The sequence below is a fragment of the Actinoplanes couchii genome (assembly GCF_016862075.1).
In the GTDB taxonomy this organism is placed as follows: Bacteria; Actinomycetota; Actinomycetes; order Mycobacteriales; family Micromonosporaceae; genus Actinoplanes; species Actinoplanes couchii.
In genome coordinates this window covers 21,806-36,212 of sequence record NZ_BOMG01000047.1, presented here as the reverse complement: position 1 = coordinate 36,212, position 14,407 = coordinate 21,806, and the positions used below count along the sequence as shown (strand labels likewise).

At 69.3% G+C, this 14,407-nt stretch carries 13 protein-coding genes; 8 read left to right on the top strand and 5 right to left on the bottom strand.

Annotated features, from left to right (window positions below; genetic code table 11):
- Positions 1-890: 890 nt before the first annotated feature.
- Positions 891-1,142 carry a hypothetical protein gene (locus Aco03nite_RS18150; protein WP_239145244.1) on the bottom strand — a complete coding sequence of 84 codons (252 nt, stop codon included), beginning with the start codon at positions 1,140-1,142 and terminating at the stop codon, positions 891-893.
- 526 nt (positions 1,143-1,668) lie between these two features.
- Here Aco03nite_RS18150 and Aco03nite_RS18145 point away from each other — a divergent pair.
- Positions 1,669-1,854: an AlpA family phage regulatory protein gene (locus Aco03nite_RS18145; protein WP_052164533.1), complete on the top strand. Its 186-nt coding sequence runs from the start codon at positions 1,669-1,671 to the stop codon at positions 1,852-1,854.
- A 222-nt stretch (positions 1,855-2,076) separates the two neighbouring features.
- On the opposite strand, the gene Aco03nite_RS18140 is transcribed toward Aco03nite_RS18145, so the two are convergent.
- The 3 genes from Aco03nite_RS18140 to Aco03nite_RS18130 all read right to left on the bottom strand — a co-directional run bounded on the left by Aco03nite_RS18140 (position 2,077) and on the right by Aco03nite_RS18130 (position 6,559).
- Entirely contained in the window at positions 2,077-3,297 is a 1,221-nt protein-coding gene (locus tag Aco03nite_RS18140) for a DNA-processing protein DprA (protein WP_239145245.1), read from the bottom strand.
- A gap of 1,367 nt (positions 3,298-4,664) precedes the next feature.
- On the bottom strand, positions 4,665-6,200 hold the full coding sequence (locus tag Aco03nite_RS18135) for a YifB family Mg chelatase-like AAA ATPase (protein ID WP_203796546.1): 1,536 nt from the start codon (positions 6,198-6,200) through the stop codon (positions 4,665-4,667).
- A complete protein-coding gene (locus tag Aco03nite_RS18130) occupies positions 6,200-6,559 on the bottom strand; it encodes a YraN family protein (RefSeq protein ID WP_203796545.1) in 360 nt (119 codons plus the stop codon). Before Aco03nite_RS18130 ends, Aco03nite_RS18135 begins: the two co-directional genes overlap by 1 nt.
- Before the next feature lie 336 nt (positions 6,560-6,895).
- Here Aco03nite_RS18130 and rpsB point away from each other — a divergent pair, with 336 nt between their 5' ends.
- From rpsB to Aco03nite_RS18095, 7 genes are all read left to right on the top strand, one after another.
- Complete coding sequence (gene rpsB, locus Aco03nite_RS18125) at positions 6,896-7,819, top strand: 30S ribosomal protein S2 (protein ID WP_203796544.1); 924 nt, start codon at positions 6,896-6,898, stop codon at positions 7,817-7,819.
- Positions 7,820-7,893: 74 nt separating this feature from the next.
- Entirely contained in the window at positions 7,894-8,724 is an 831-nt protein-coding gene (gene tsf, locus Aco03nite_RS18120) for a translation elongation factor Ts (RefSeq protein WP_203796543.1), read from the top strand.
- Positions 8,725-8,832: 108 nt separating this feature from the next.
- Positions 8,833-9,588 (top strand): UMP kinase, encoded by a 756-nt coding sequence (pyrH, locus tag Aco03nite_RS18115; RefSeq protein WP_203796550.1) that lies wholly within the window; start codon positions 8,833-8,835, stop codon positions 9,586-9,588.
- Positions 9,589-9,753: 165 nt separating this feature from the next.
- Entirely contained in the window at positions 9,754-10,311 is a 558-nt protein-coding gene (gene frr / locus Aco03nite_RS18110; RefSeq protein WP_203796542.1) for a ribosome recycling factor, read from the top strand.
- A gap of 283 nt (positions 10,312-10,594) precedes the next feature.
- On the top strand, positions 10,595-11,497 hold the full coding sequence (locus tag Aco03nite_RS18105; RefSeq protein WP_373872605.1) for a phosphatidate cytidylyltransferase: 903 nt from the start codon (positions 10,595-10,597) through the stop codon (positions 11,495-11,497).
- Positions 11,498-11,540: 43 nt separating this feature from the next.
- A complete protein-coding gene (rlmN, locus tag Aco03nite_RS18100; protein ID WP_203796540.1) occupies positions 11,541-12,734 on the top strand; it encodes a dual-specificity RNA methyltransferase RlmN in 1,194 nt (397 codons plus the stop codon).
- Positions 12,735-12,771: 37 nt separating this feature from the next.
- Complete coding sequence (locus Aco03nite_RS18095) at positions 12,772-14,028, top strand: DivIVA domain-containing protein (RefSeq protein ID WP_203796539.1); 1,257 nt, start codon at positions 12,772-12,774, stop codon at positions 14,026-14,028.
- 48 nt (positions 14,029-14,076) lie between these two features.
- Here Aco03nite_RS18095 and Aco03nite_RS18090 read toward each other — a convergent pair whose 3' ends face one another.
- Positions 14,077-14,310, bottom strand: coding sequence for a DUF2631 domain-containing protein (locus tag Aco03nite_RS18090; protein ID WP_203796538.1), 234 nt, complete (start codon positions 14,308-14,310; stop codon positions 14,077-14,079).
- Positions 14,311-14,407 lie beyond the last annotated feature (97 nt).

The following is a 14,407-nucleotide window of genomic DNA, read 5'->3' as shown; positions in this document are numbered from 1 at the left end:
CCCCTCTTCACCCCGCCACCACACAAACCCGATCCGGAGCGATCACCCTGGTCCGGGCGAATACTCAGGTTCGGGCAATCGTTCCGGTTCGGGCGATTGCTTCGGTCCCGACCATCACCTCGGTCCCAGCCATCACTTCGGTTCGGACGATCACCTCGGTCCCAATCATCACTTCGGTTCGCGATCGCCTCGGTCCCGGTTATCGCCTCGGTCCGAAGGGATCGCCTCGGTCCCGGTCATCACCTCGGTCCCGGTCATCACCTCGGTCCAGGCGATTGCTCCGGCCCGGTGCTCACCTCGGTTTGGTTGATCGCTCCGGATCAGCCATCGCCCCAGTTCAGGCCGGTCATCGCCTGCACCGCGACGGGCCTGATTCCTCAGCGGCGCGACACGGCACCGCCATCGCCGCGCCGCGACGTGGCGCGGCACCGCCATCGGCGCGGCGCCGAACCGCCATCGGCGCGGCGCCGGACCGCCATCGACGCGGTGCGGCGCCGTCAGCAGCGCCGTGCGGCATCTCGTCCAGCAGGCCGTGAACCTTGCGGCCGGCCGACATCTCCGCCGTTCAAAAAGACAATCTGCGCAGGATGGAAATATCCGGAAGCGGAGATAACCATCCGCGCGGTCGAGGCCTCGAACTGCGGAAACGTCAGCGGTAAGGCTCACAGCCTGGCGGGCGAGACGTGCGATCCGGCTGGGACAACCGCTGTTAGTCCAGACGCGACCCGGGCATGCGTCTCCGGCAGCAACGTTGGCGCCGTCGGTGCGCCGTCGTTCTGCGGAACGGTGGGAGCGAATCGTCCGCGATCAGGCGTTCTCGGATGGTCGTTCAAAGACGCGACAATCCCACTGTTCGATCATGCGACCTGTCGGGTGACTGTTCAGCATCGTCAGGCCGGTGGCTGGGCCCAGGTCAGGAACCGGTCGTGCAGTTCGGCTGGTGACGGCACGTCGTCGATGGTCAGGTCTCTCATGGCCGCGTACATCAGCGTCGTCATGTAGATCTTGAGCAGGGATGGAAAGGCGCGGTATTCGCTGAGCAGTGACGCCCGCGCCTCGGGGCACGGCCACGGTTCTCCGCAGACTCGGCAGAGCCAGTGCGGACGGTCGCTCAGGTGTTCGGGTACCGGAATGGTGGACAAACGGATTCCCCCGGAAGTGATCAGTCGGCGGGTTCACGGGCTCAGTGCCCGCGGGGATCGCGCCGTCGACGGGATCGGCGGCCGGAACCGGCCCGATACTGCTGTGCGGGAGTGAGCCGGCCGGGCCGTCCCACCCCCGAGTCGGGGCCGGACTCGTGAATGGTGGGATCGGTGGCCGGAGGAATCGGTTGGGTGTCCTCTCCCGATCGGGCATGTCGTGACCGATAGAGGCCCGGCTCCCCGGTTTCCGGCTGTATTCGTGCAGGTGAGGCCTCTGCAGGTGAATACGGTTTCGAGGGAAGACGGTCTATGCAGGGGGCTCGGAGACCGCAGATGCAGCGCCTCCAAAAGGTGCGCCAGTCACGTCGATGACGCGGATGGAACAGAAATGAATCAGTTGACTGGTGTTCTCTAGGCATGGGTCCACCTAAATCAGTAAGAGACTAGCTGCCTCGTATGAACTTGATAAGGGACTAATAGTCTCGCGCCTACGGTCGATCATGTGGGAGTGAAGCCGATCCGCCTCATGGGCGCGCACGAGATCCGCATTCGTCTCGGCGGAGTCAGCCGCCAGCGGGCGTACCAGATCACCAGCCGTGCCGACTTTCCGAAACCGGTCGCTGACCTGGCGCAGGGAAAGGTTTGGTTGACCGAGGACGTCGAGGCGTGGATGAAGGTTCATCGCCGTGACCTGGACGAGTCCGAGGACTGACATGACCGGCCACGTGCTGTGGCCGTTCGACCGGCCCGGGAGCCGGCTGCCGCTGCGACGGTGGCCGGCCCCATGACAGGCCGGCCTTCACCGTGCCCGGTGATCAGCCGCCCTCACGCGAAGCGTGCCGTTGACCAGCCGGAGCATGAAGCGTGCCGCTGACCAGCCAGGGCATGAGCGTGCCCGCTGTTCAGCCGGCCCTGGGCGGGGCATGGCTGGCGATCAGCCGGTTCCGGACGGGGAGTGCCTGAGGATGTAGCCGTTGCCGGCTCGTACCACCAGGCCTGCCATCTCCAACAGCGACAGTCGTCGCAGCACCGTGGGCAGTTCCAGCCGTGCCTCCGCGGCGATCAGCTCCGGAGTGGACGACCGGTTCGCGGGCAGAGCCTCCATGACGAGTGTGCTCTCCTCGTCCAGCCGATCGTGCCGGCGCTCCCGCCCGCGTGGAGGATCGGCCAGGTACTCGCCGATCCTCCCCACCTCTTCGAGGATCTCGGTGGCGGACGTGACGATCCGCGCGTCCGGATTGCTCCGCAGGATCTCGTGGCAGCCGACCGACATCGCTGAGGTCACCGGCCCGGGTACGACCATCGCCGGCCGTCCCAGCGCCAGCACCCGGCTCATCGTCTGCGTCGCTCCGCTGCGGGCGGCGGCCTCGACGACCACGGTGCCCGCGGTGGCAGCCGCGATGACCCGGTTCCTGATCAGGAACCGGTGCCGGAGCGGGTCGGCGCCGATCGGCCACTCGCTGATCAGCAGGCCGGTCTCGGCGACCCGTTCGAGCAGGGCCGAGTTGCCGGCCGGATAAGGGCGTTCCACCCCACAGGCGAGGACTGCGACGGTACGCCCGTCGGCCGCGAGCGCTCCCCGATGTGCCGCCGCGTCGATCCCGAAGGCCCCGCCGGACAGAACGGTCCAGCCTTCACAGGCCACCGAGTACGCCAGATCGCCGGTGACGTTGGTGCCGTAGTCGGTGGCCGCGCGGGCGCCGACGATCGCGATCGACCGGTCCAGCGTCCTGCCGAGCGGCCACTCCCCGCGCACCCAGAAACAGAGCGGTGGCCGGATGTCATGGTTGTATCGCCCGGTGGTGTCGAGTTCCAGTGTCGCCAGGTCGGTGAGCCGGCGCGGCCATTCCGGATCGGACGGCACCACGAGCCGCGCCCCCAACCGCTCCCCACGACGGAGGGCGATCTCGGCGAACCGCCGCGGATCCCCGGCCGTGAGCCGCGCGGCGACAGATCCCCGAAGCTTCCGGTCCGGAACGTCCCCAGCGATCAGCCGGTCGAGCACCGCCGGCGCGCCGACTTCCTGAACCAGGCTCCAGATAGCCCGATTCCCGGGTTCAGCCAGCCAGGTCAAAGCCACCCGAGCCAACTGATCCTCCAAACCATCCACCGCCACCGACTCAACCGGCCCTAATCCAGCTACCGATTCAGCCACCACCGGCCGACCCGGGATCGTGTCGGCCACCACCGGCCGTGCGGGGATCGTGTCGGCCACTACCGAGTCAGCCGACCGGGATCCGGCCGCCACCGAGTCAGCCGTCACTGAGCCAGCCGTCACTGAGTGGGCGGTAGCTCCGCTGGTCGCGGCAGCGTCGGCCGCAGCCTTGCCGGTCCGCGTTGCGTCAGTTGTAGCCCCAGCAGCTGCAGCCGCGTCCGTCGTCTGGTCGTCCGTCGTCTGGTTGGTCGTCATCTGGTCGGTCGTCATCTGATCGGCGTCTTGTTGGCCGGTGTTCAGCTCTTTCATCTCGGACCGCCGTGGACGCTGCCCGCCAGGATTCCGGGCGGCACGTTCGATCGCGGATGAGGAAGACCGACCCGGACAGCGGGCGCATTGCGTGGTTGAGCGCTGGGGTCGCCTGTGCGGGTGTGGTCAGTCGTGCTGTTCATCAGTTCTCCGTTCAAAGAAACGAAAGCAAGGTTCACGGAAGAAAGGGGACGAAAGGTCCGGCGGAAGGGCGTGGAAAGGGAAGCGCACCGGACGCCAAAAATGGCGAAAGGAAAGGAACGGCCAGACGCCGAGGAGGAGGGGAAGAAGGAGGAGGCCGGTGGGACAGGGGCCCGCTGCGCGGTGGCCGGCAGAGCGGGGCGGGATAGAGCGGGGTCCGGTAGAGCGAAGGCCGGTAGGGCGAAGGTCGGCGAGGCAAAAGGCGGTAGGGCGAACGGCGGCCAAGCGAGGAACGCGGCGACCGGTTGTGAAGGAGGTCATGCGATGGGACCGGAGATCGGCCCGGAACAGGGGAAGGCGAGGACTGCGGTGGCAGATCCGCAACGGTGGAGAACGAGGAGTTCGGCGGCAGGCCCGCACTCGGGGAGAACGAAAGACCTTGGGACAGGCCGGTAACCGGAGGGGGCGACGGCTGCGGCGATCGGCCCGCGGCCGGAGGGAAGGCCGGAGGGAAGGCCGGAGGGAAGGAAAGGCGCGGTGTCAGGCCGGCAAACCGATACGGAGGGAGAAGAGGGAAGCCGGGCCCGCACGGGAAACCGGTTCGCTGCCGGACGCGGGGGACCTTGAGCGTCGCGGATGTGCCACAGGAAGTGGAGCCGGTGGTGGGACCGGGAAGACAGCAGGCCAGACCGAAAGCAGGCCGAACTCGGGCGGAGAGGTCTGGCACCGCGGGAGGCGGGAGCGTCCGAGCCGAGATCACCCCGGACAAGGCCATGCGAGACGGGGCCACCCCGGACAAGGCCACGTGAGGCCGGACCGGGTGGGAAGAGGCCACCTGAAGCGGGGCCGTGCAGGGGGAAGCCGCGCGAGGCGGGACCGGGTGGGAGGGCGGGTGGGGCGGGAGCGGGTGGGTGGGGCTAGCGGGGGCGTCGGACAACGGGTTCTCCCATGCGGAGTTGGTAGGCCTCGGTCACGTCTCCGGCGTCGGGGTGGGGGCGGCCGTCCAGGTCGGCGATGGTCCAGGCGATGCGTAGGCAGCGGTCGTAGCCGCGGGCCGACAGCGCGCCCCGGTCCAGGGCCGCGTGCAGGACGGTGGTGTCGGCGGCCGGTAGGCGCCACGGTGGGCGGCGCAGGTCGGCGCCGGGTGCCTCGGCGTTCAGCCGCCAGTCGTGGTCGGACCAGCGGTCGGCGGCCGCAGCCCGGGCCCGGGCCACCCGGGCAGCGACCACCGCGGACGGTTCGGCGGGCGCCGTCTCGGTCAGGAGCTGGGCGGATCGGACCGGCAGCAGGGTCACCTTCATGTCGATCCGATCCAGGAGCGGGCCGGACAGTCGCCCGAGGTAGCGCCGCCGGACCACCGGCCCGCACTGGCAGGCGTGGTCGCCGGCCGGGGACGCGCACGGGCACGGGTTGGCCGCGACGACCAGCTGGGCGCGCGCCGGGTACTCGATGGTGCCGCGGGCCCGGGAGATCAGCACCCGCCCGCTCTCCAGCGGCTGCCGCAGCGCCTGCAGGGTGGTCCGGCCCATCTCCGGGATCTCGTCCAGGAAGAGCACCCCGCGGTGGGCGAGCGAGATCGCGCCGGGCCGGATCATGCCGGAGCCGCCGCCGATCAGGGACACCAGGGACGAGCTGTGGTGCGGGGCCTGGAACGGTGGCCGCCGCACCAGACGGCCGTCGGGCGGCAGCACCCCGGCGATCGACTGGAGGGCGGTCACTTCGAGGGCCGCCTCGTCGTCGAGCGGCGGCAGGATCGACGGCAGGCGCTCGGCCAGCATGGTCTTGCCGGCGCCGGGTGGGCCGAGGAGGGCCAGGTGGTGGCCACCGGCGGCGGCCACCTCCAGCGCGTGCCGCCCGGCGGCCTGCCCGGAGAGGTCGGCCAGGTCGGGGCCGGGCGGCTCCGGGGCGGGCTCCACGTCCGGCGGCTCCAGCAGGGTTCCGGTGCCGTGGGTGAACTCGACGAGACGGTGCAGCGTGTCGACGGCCCGCACGGTCACCCCGGGCACGACCGTGGCCTCGCGGGCGTTGTCCAGCGGCACGATGACCCGGGTGACCCCGGCGCGGGCCGCGGCGGCGACCATCGGCAGCACACCCCGGACCGGCCGGACCGTCCCGTCGAGGCCGAGCTCGCCGAGCAGGGCGACCCCGACGAGGCGGGCCGGTGAGATGGCCCCGGCCCCGGCGAGGACCGCTGCCGCGATCGCCACGTCGAAGCCGCTGCCGTGTTTGTGCAGGGCGGCCGGGAGCAGGTTGACGGTGATCCGGCGGTTGGGCCAGTCGTGCCCGGAGTTCACCACGGCCGCGCGCACCCGGTCCCGGGCCTCGTTCAGCGCGGTGTCGGGCAGCCCTGTGAGGACCAGGGTGGGCAGGCCGTTGGAGAGGTCGGCCTCCACCTCGACGAGGTGACCGGTGACACCGGCCAGCCCGGCGCAGAGGACGCGGGCGTAGCTCATCAGAACGCGTCCCGGATGTGACTGACCAGGGCCGCTCCCCGAGGCTGGGGGAGCACCTCGACGACGTCGAAACGGACCTTGGCCGCTCGTACCCCCGACTCGGTCAGCCAGCGGGCGGCCAGGTGCCGCAACCGGCGGACCTTGCGGTGATCGACGGCTGCCGCGGGCGGGCCGAAGGCTGCCGTCCGCCTGGTCTTGACCTCGCAGAAGACCACGTCGTCCCCGTCACGCAGGATGAGATCGATCTCTCCTTCCGCGCAGCGCCAGTTGCGTTGCAGCAGCTCGAGGCCGCTTTCTTCGAGGAGCCGGGCGGCCCGCCGCTCGCCGTAGGCGCCGATCGCCCGTCGCTGAGTCGTCATGCCCCGGGACCTTCACAGGGTTTCCCGGACGGTGCGCGACGCCCTGTGGACCGTCCGTCGATGTGGATGACGGGCGGTGTACCCCGCCGGGCGTGCTAGGCACGAGGGCGGACCGTCCGGCCGGGCGGCTTGGCGTATGCTTGTCGACGGCGACCGCCCACGCGGTCGACCTCGCGTGCCCTCCGACGGTTCCGGGAGCTGAATCTCAGCGACGGTCGTCGGCGGTGGCCCTCCCTGGTCCCGATTTCTGTCGGGCCCGACTGCGGCCATCGACCGGGCGCCAGGACGCCCACCGCCGGTGAGCGTGACAACCAGGGATGATCAGGGAGTAACACCATGGCCGTAGTGACCATGCGCCAGCTGCTCGAGAGCGGCGTCCACTTCGGGCACCAGACCCGTCGTTGGAACCCGAAGATGAAGCGCTTCATCTTCACCGAGCGCAACGGCATCTACATCATCGACCTGCGCCAGACCCTCGAGTACATCGAGAAGGCGTACGCGTTCGTGCGGGACACCGTCGCCGAGGGTGGCCACATCCTCTTCGTCGGTACCAAGAAGCAGGCTCAGGAGGCCATCGCCGAGCAGGCGACGCGGGTCGGCCAGCCGTTCGTGAACCACCGTTGGCTCGGCGGCATGCTGACCAACTTCCAGACCGTTTACAAGCGGCTGCAGCGCATGAAGGAGCTCGAGGCTCTGGGTGACCTGACCGGCACCGCCGCGGGTTACACCAAGAAGGAGACCCTCCAGCTCTTCCGCGAGAAGACCAAGCTCAGCAAGACCCTCGGTGGTCTGCGTGACATGACCAAGACGCCGTCGGCGATCTGGGTCGTGGACACCAAGAAGGAGCACATCGCCGTCGACGAGGCCCGCAAGCTGGGCATCCCGGTCATCGCGGTGCTGGACACCAACTGTGACCCGGACGAGGTCGACTTCCCGATCCCGGGTAACGACGACGCGATCCGTTCCGCCGAGCTGCTGACCAAGGTCATCGCGGCTGCCGTCGCCGACGGTCTGATCCAGCGTCACGGCCAGCGCCGCGGCAACAACGCCGAGGAGAAGCCGGAGCCCGGCACCGTCGCCGCCGGCGAGCCGCTGCCCGAGTGGGAGCGGGACCTCTACGAGGGCGCCGAGAAGAAGGCCGAGGAGCCCGCCGCTGAGGCTGCCGCTCCCGCCGCCGTCGAGGCTCCCGCCGCTGAGGCCCCTGCCGCTGAGGCCCCCGCCGCGGAGCCGGTCGCCGCTGCCGCCGTTCCCGCCGAGTAAGTCAACCGACGTGCTTCCGGCCGCCGCGATCACAAGCGGCGGCCGATTTCCCGACTGACATCGAGAGAAGAGTCATGGCTAACTACACCGCCGCGGACGTGAAGAAGCTCCGCGAACTCACCGGTGCCGGCATGATGGACTGCAAGAAGGCGCTGGAGGAGTCCGAGAGCGACTTCGACAAGGCCGTCGAGTTCCTGCGCGTCAAGGGCGCCAAGGACGTCGGCAAGCGGGCCGGTCGCACCGCCGCCAACGGCATCGTCAGCCACTCCGGCAAGGCGCTGCTCGAGCTCAACTGCGAGACCGACTTCGTCGCGAAGACCCCGGACTTCGTGGCCCTGGGTCAGCGCTTCGTCGAGTTCGGCGCGGCCAACAAGGTCGCCGACGCCGCCGCGCTGCTGGCCGCGACCCTGGAGGACGGCAAGACCGTCGCCGACACCATCCAGGAGTACTCCGCCAAGATCGGCGAGAAGATCGTCCTGAACCGCTTCACCGTGGTCGAGGGCACCGTGGCGGTCTACCTGCACCGCAAGGCGCAGGACCTGCCGCCGCAGGTCGGCGTCCTGGTCGAGTACACCGGCAAGGACGACGAGGCGGCCGACAACGACGCCCGCGCGGTCGGCATGCAGATCGCCGCGATGCGGCCGAAGTTCCTGACCCGCGACGAGGTCTCGGCCGAGGTCGTCGAGACCGAGCGCCGCGTGGCCGAGCAGACCGCTCGTGAGGAGGGCAAGCCGGAGCAGGCGCTGCCCAAGATCATCGAGGGTCGGGTGAACTCCTTCTTCAAGGACTTCGTCCTGCTGGAGCAGGCGTCGGTCACCGACAACAAGAAGACGGTCAAGCAGGTCGTCGCCGAGTCCGGCATCGAGATCACCCGGTTCGTCCGGTACGAGGTCGGCCAGGAGTAAGGCTCCTCACGTAATTGACACGGGAGGTCGGGAGCGCGATTGAGCGTCCGGCCTCCCGGTCGCATAGGGTCTCCTGCAGACAGCGAAGGGAAGGCGGGTCTCATGACGATGGTGACCGAGCAGTCCGCCACGGTTGACGAGAACCCGCCGACCATGCGGCCACGGCGGGTCGTTCTCAAACTCTCCGGCGAGGTTTTCGGTGGCGGCGCGGTCGGGGTCGAACCCGATGTCGTGCAGTCGCTGGCGAAGCAGATCGCCACGGTGACACGGCGCGGCATCCAGGTCGCGGTGGTCGTCGGTGGTGGCAACTTCTTCCGCGGCGCCGAGCTGCAGAAGCGCGGGATGGACCGCAACCGGGCCGACTACATGGGCATGCTGGGCACGGTGATGAACTGCCTGGCGCTCCAGGACTTCCTGGAGAAGGAGGGCATCGAGACCCGGGTGCAGACCGCGATCACGATGGCCCAGGTCGCCGAGCCGTACCTCCCTCTGCGTGCCATCCGGCACCTGGAGAAGGGCCGGGTCGTGATCTTCGGCGCGGGCGCCGGCATGCCGTATTTCTCCACCGACACGGTGACCGCCCAGCGCGCGCTGGAGATCCACGCGGACATGGTGCTGATGAGCAAGAACGGAGTGGACGGCGTCTACACCGCCGACCCCCGGATCGACCCGACCGCGCAGAAGCTGGAGACGATCACCTTCCAGGGTGTGCTCCAGCGCGGCCTGCGGGTGGCCGACCAGGCCGCCTTCAGCCTCTGCGAGGAGAACAAGCTCCCGATGCTGGTCTTCGGAGCCGAGGGCGACGACACCATCGTGCGCGCGTGCGCCGGTGAGCGGATCGGCACCCTGATCACAGCCGACTGAGGCACCGATCGCCGCCGGCTGAGGCACCGATCACAGCCGACTGAGGCGCTGATCACGGCTGGCTGAGGCACTGATCGCCCCGCCGGCCGAGGCACCGATCGCTGTTGGTGAAAAGCCCCGTCCCATTCCGCACCACCGAAGACAGCAAGGAGGCGAGAAGAGCCGGTGATCGAGGAAACCCTCTTCGAGGCCGAGGAGAAGATGGACAGCGCGGTCGAACACGCCAAGGAGGAGTTCGCCGCCATCCGGACCGGCCGGGCTACCCCCGCGATGTTCTCCAAGATCGTGGTGGACTACTACGGCGCGCCCACGCCGGTGACCCAGATGGCCTCCGTCGGTGTTCCGGAGCCGCGCATGGTCATCGTCAAGCCCTACGACGCGTCCCAGCTGGGCCCGATCGAGCGGGCGATCCGCGACTCGGACCTCGGGGTCAACCCGAACAACGAGGGCAACCAGCTCCGGATCCACCTTCCGCAGATGACGGAGGAGCGGCGCCGCGAGATGATCAAGATTGCCCGCGGCAAGGCCGAGGACAGCAAGGTCGCGATCCGCAACGTCCGCCGCAAGGCCAAGGACCAGATCGACAAGCTGGTCAAGGACGGCGAGACCGGTGAGGACGAGGGCCGTCGCGCGGAGAAGGAGCTCGACGACCTGACCCACCGCTACGTCTCGGTCGTCGAGGAGCTGCTCAAGCACAAGGAAGCCGAGCTGCTCGAGGTCTGACCGGCCGAACGGCCCGGCGCATCCCACCGGAATGTGCCGGGCCGCAGTCTTTCCGGGCAGGGTCAGAGTTTCGCTGACGGTTAAATTGCCCGCCATCTCGACAGCTGTTCAAACGTCACCTTTGCAGTACGCTCTGCACGGTTCCTGTGAGGGGCGTACAGCATTGACATTCGGCAGCTAGGGGTTCGGTTTTGTCTTCGAGTTCGAAGAGGTCGGCGGCGTTGCCGCCCACGACCCTGAAGACCGGCCCCTGATGTCGTACGCCCCTGATGTAGAGGACGCGATGACCGAGCCCGGTAGCCCGGACGAGGAGACCGGCCGCACCGGTGCCAAGGGCCGGCGTCGTGCCGGCCGGGGACGCAAGCCGCAGGGCGGTGGCCGTGCCGGGCGTAACCTGCCCGCCGCCATCGCGGTCGGCCTCAGTCTCGGCCTGGTGCTGCTGGCCGCACTGCTGATCGAGCCGCTGGCGCTGCTCGTCGTGCTGATCGTGGCGTCGAGTGTCGGCGCGTGGGAGATGACCCGCGCGATCCGGATCGGCACCGCCGCCCGCCCGCCGTTGATCCCACTGATCGCCGGCGCCGCCGTGATGACCGGCCTGGCCTGGTTCGAGGGGGCCGACGCCCTGCTCCTGGGCCTGGTGGTGACGGTCGCCGCGGCCTCGCTGTGGCGCCTGGCCGACGGGTTCGCCGCGGTCCGCCGGGACTTCACACCGAACCTGCTGATCTCGGTCTACGGCCCGTTCCTGCTCAGCTTCGCGGCGATGCTCGTGCAGATGGAGGACGGCAACCTTCGGGTGATCTGCACCATTGTCGCGGTGGTGCTCTCCGACACAGGTGGGTATGCCGCCGGCGTCTTCCTGGGCAAGCATCCGATGGCCCCGAAGATCAGTCCGAAGAAGTCGTGGGAGGGTTTCGCCGGCTCGGTGACCGCCTCCGCGATCGGCAGCGCCGCCCTTCTCTTCTTCCTGCTGGAGGTCCCGGTGGTCTGGGGCCTGCTGTTCGGCGCTCTGATGTCGGTGGTGGCGGTTCTCGGCGACCTGGCCGAGTCGATGCTCAAGCGCGATCTGGGCGTCAAGGACATGAGCAATCTGCTGCCCGGCCACGGCGGTCTGATGGACCGGCTGGACTCGATCCTGTTCGCCGTTCCGACCGCTTACCTGCTCTTCTCGATCATCGCCCCGAGCTAGCTGTGGGCGACCGACTCCGCGGACGTGGGAGACTGGATACGCCATGACGATTCTTCCGGTCATCCCGATCAGCCCCGATCAGCCCGACACCCTGCAGTCCGGGGCGGTGAGCAAGCGCAGCCGGCCCAAGATGCCGCCGCGTCATCTCGCCGACCTCGACCTGGCCGGCCGCAAGAGCGCGATGGCTGCTCTGGGCGAGCCCAGCTTCCGGGCCAAGCAGATCTCCACCCACTACTTCGGCCGCCTGGTCCGAGACGCCGCGGCGATGACCGACCTGCCGGCCGCCACCCGCGACCGGCTCGCCGCCGATCTGTTGCCGACACTGTTGACCCCGATCCGGGAGCAGGCTTGCGACGACGGCGCGACCCGTAAGACGCTGTGGCGCCTGCACGACGGCGCGCTCGTCGAGAGTGTGCTGATGGGCTATCCGGACCGAATCACCGCCTGTGTCTCCAGCCAGGCCGGATGCGGTATGGCGTGCCCGTTCTGCGCGACCGGTCAGCAGGGCCTGACCCGCAACCTGTCGGTGGCCGAGATCGTGGACCAGGTGGTCTATCTGGCCGGGGTGGCCGCCTCCGGCAAGGTCACCGGTTCGCCGCCGCGTCTGTCCCGCGTGGTCTTCATGGGGATGGGCGAGCCGCTGGCCAACTATCCGCGGGTGATCGAGGCGGTCCGCCGTCTCACCACCCCGGCTCCGGAGGGCCTCGGGCTCTCACAACGGCACATCACGGTGTCCACGGTGGGTTTGGTGCCCGCTATGCGCCGGTTGATCGCTGAACAGCTCTCGGTGACTCTTGCGCTGTCACTGCACGCCCCCGATGATGATCTGCGCGATGAGCTTGTGCCCGTCAACCAGCGTTGGAAGGTAGCCGAGGTGCTCGATGCCGCGTTCGAATACGTGGCACAGACCGGCCGCCGGGTTTCCATCGAATACGCCCTGATCAGGGACGTAAACGATCAGCCCTGGCGCGCCGACCTGCTGGGCCGCCTTCTGAGCGGCAAGCTGGCCCATGTGAATCTCATCCCGTTGAACCCGACGCCGGGCAGCAAGTGGGATGCGAGCCCGAAACCGGTCGAGCGAGAGTTCGTCCGCCGGCTACGAGAGGCCGGCGTCTCGACGACCGTTCGCGACACCCGGGGGCAGGAGATCGACGGCGCGTGCGGCCAGCTGGCCGCGGGTGAGCTGACGGAGGCGAGCGCTGGGGGCGCCGCAGCCGACGCGGAGGTGGCACAGTGACTGGGCTCAGGTCCCAGCGAGCGGAGTGGGAGACGTTGTGACGAGTCAGGGGCAGCGTTTCCGAAGGCGTGCGCTGCGGCGTGGCTACAAGGTCGACGAGGTCGACGCCTTCCTCGACCGGGTCGAGGCGACCCTGGCCGGGGAGCAGGTGGGCCCGCCGGTCGGTGCGCAGGAAGTGCACGACGTCGTCTTCCGGGTGCGGTTCGGCGGTTACGACGAGTGGCAGGTCGACCTGCACCTCGACCGCGTGGAGCGCCAGCTCGCCGAGTTCGAGGAGCGTGGTGGGCGTCCCGCTCCGGACCCCATGCGTGACTCGATGCGCAGTGGCCTCACGACCGGTTCGGTCTCCGGCGCGCCGATGGGTGCGCCGATGGGCGGCCCGAACCAGAGCCAGGGCTTCGAGCGCGGTGGTTTCCCGCCGGGTGGCCCGGGTGGTCCCGGCGGCATGCAGGGCCCGCCGCCGTCCCAGTCGCAGGGGTTCCCGCCGCAGGGATATCCGGGCCAGCAGCCCCCGCAGGGCTTCCCCGGTCAGCAGCCGCAGATGAACCCGGCGGCCCGGACGGCCTCGCCGCCGACCGAGCGCCTGACGATGCCGCCGCAGATGCCTCAGATGCCGCAGCGCCAGCCGCAGCAGCAGCTTCCGCCCGGCCCCGGCCCGGATCAGTACGGCGGCCGGTACGACGAGCCCACCGGTTACGGCCAGCAGCAGCCGCCGCAGCGTCCCGGCCCGCCGCCCGGCTACGACCAGGGTGGTTACGACCAGGGCGGCGGCTTCGACGGCTTCGAACCGGGCCGGCACGGCAAGACCGACATGACCGCCGAGATCCGGATGCCCGAGCGCGAGCAGCGCGGTGGCGGCGGTTACGGCCAGATGCCGAACGGCCCGATGCCCGGTTCCCCGATGGCCATGCCTGGTTCGCCGATGCCGGGCGCCCCGATGAGCGGCCCGCCGGCCTACGGCGGTGGCGGCGGCGGTGGTTACGGCCAGCCGCAGCAGCCTCCGCAGCCCCAGCTGGGCCCGCCGCTCGGTGAGCCGGGTGGCGAGTTGTACCGGGTGGACCAGCTGCGCCGCACGTTCCAGCCGCGCCGGTTCGGCAGCGGTTACGACCCGATGCAGGTGGACCGGCTGTTCGAGGGCATTCTGCAGGCGATGACCGGCCGCGGCCCGATGCCGGTGAACGAGAACGATCTCGACATGCTGCAGTTCGGTCTGGTGCCCAACGGTTACTTCGAGGCCGAGGTGGACGCCGCCCTGCGCGAGGTCAAGGACATCCTGCTCCGCGGGCCGAGGTGATTCGAAGGAGGGCCGATCCGCAAAGACGGCCCTCCTTCTGAAGAAGCGTCAGTCGTTGCCGCGCAGGCCGTTGCGGCGCAGGACGATGTCGCCGATCACGATGGCGATCAGGCCGACGGCGACCGCGACGAGCCAGACCATCTCGGTCTTGCCCTGCTGGTTGCCCCAGAAGAAGAGCAGCATGATCAGGGCGGAGATGATCGCGCCCTTCTGACCGCGCTTGCGGTTGCCCGGCTTGAGCTGGTCGGGCGCGTAGACCTCGTGGTGTTCGTCCGCGGCCACGGTCGCTCCCTCCTGAAGAAGTCGATGTCGGGAACAGTCTGTCACGGGGTCGATGGGCGCGAGCCAGCAACCCGGCTGTACTTTCGAGGCGGTCAAA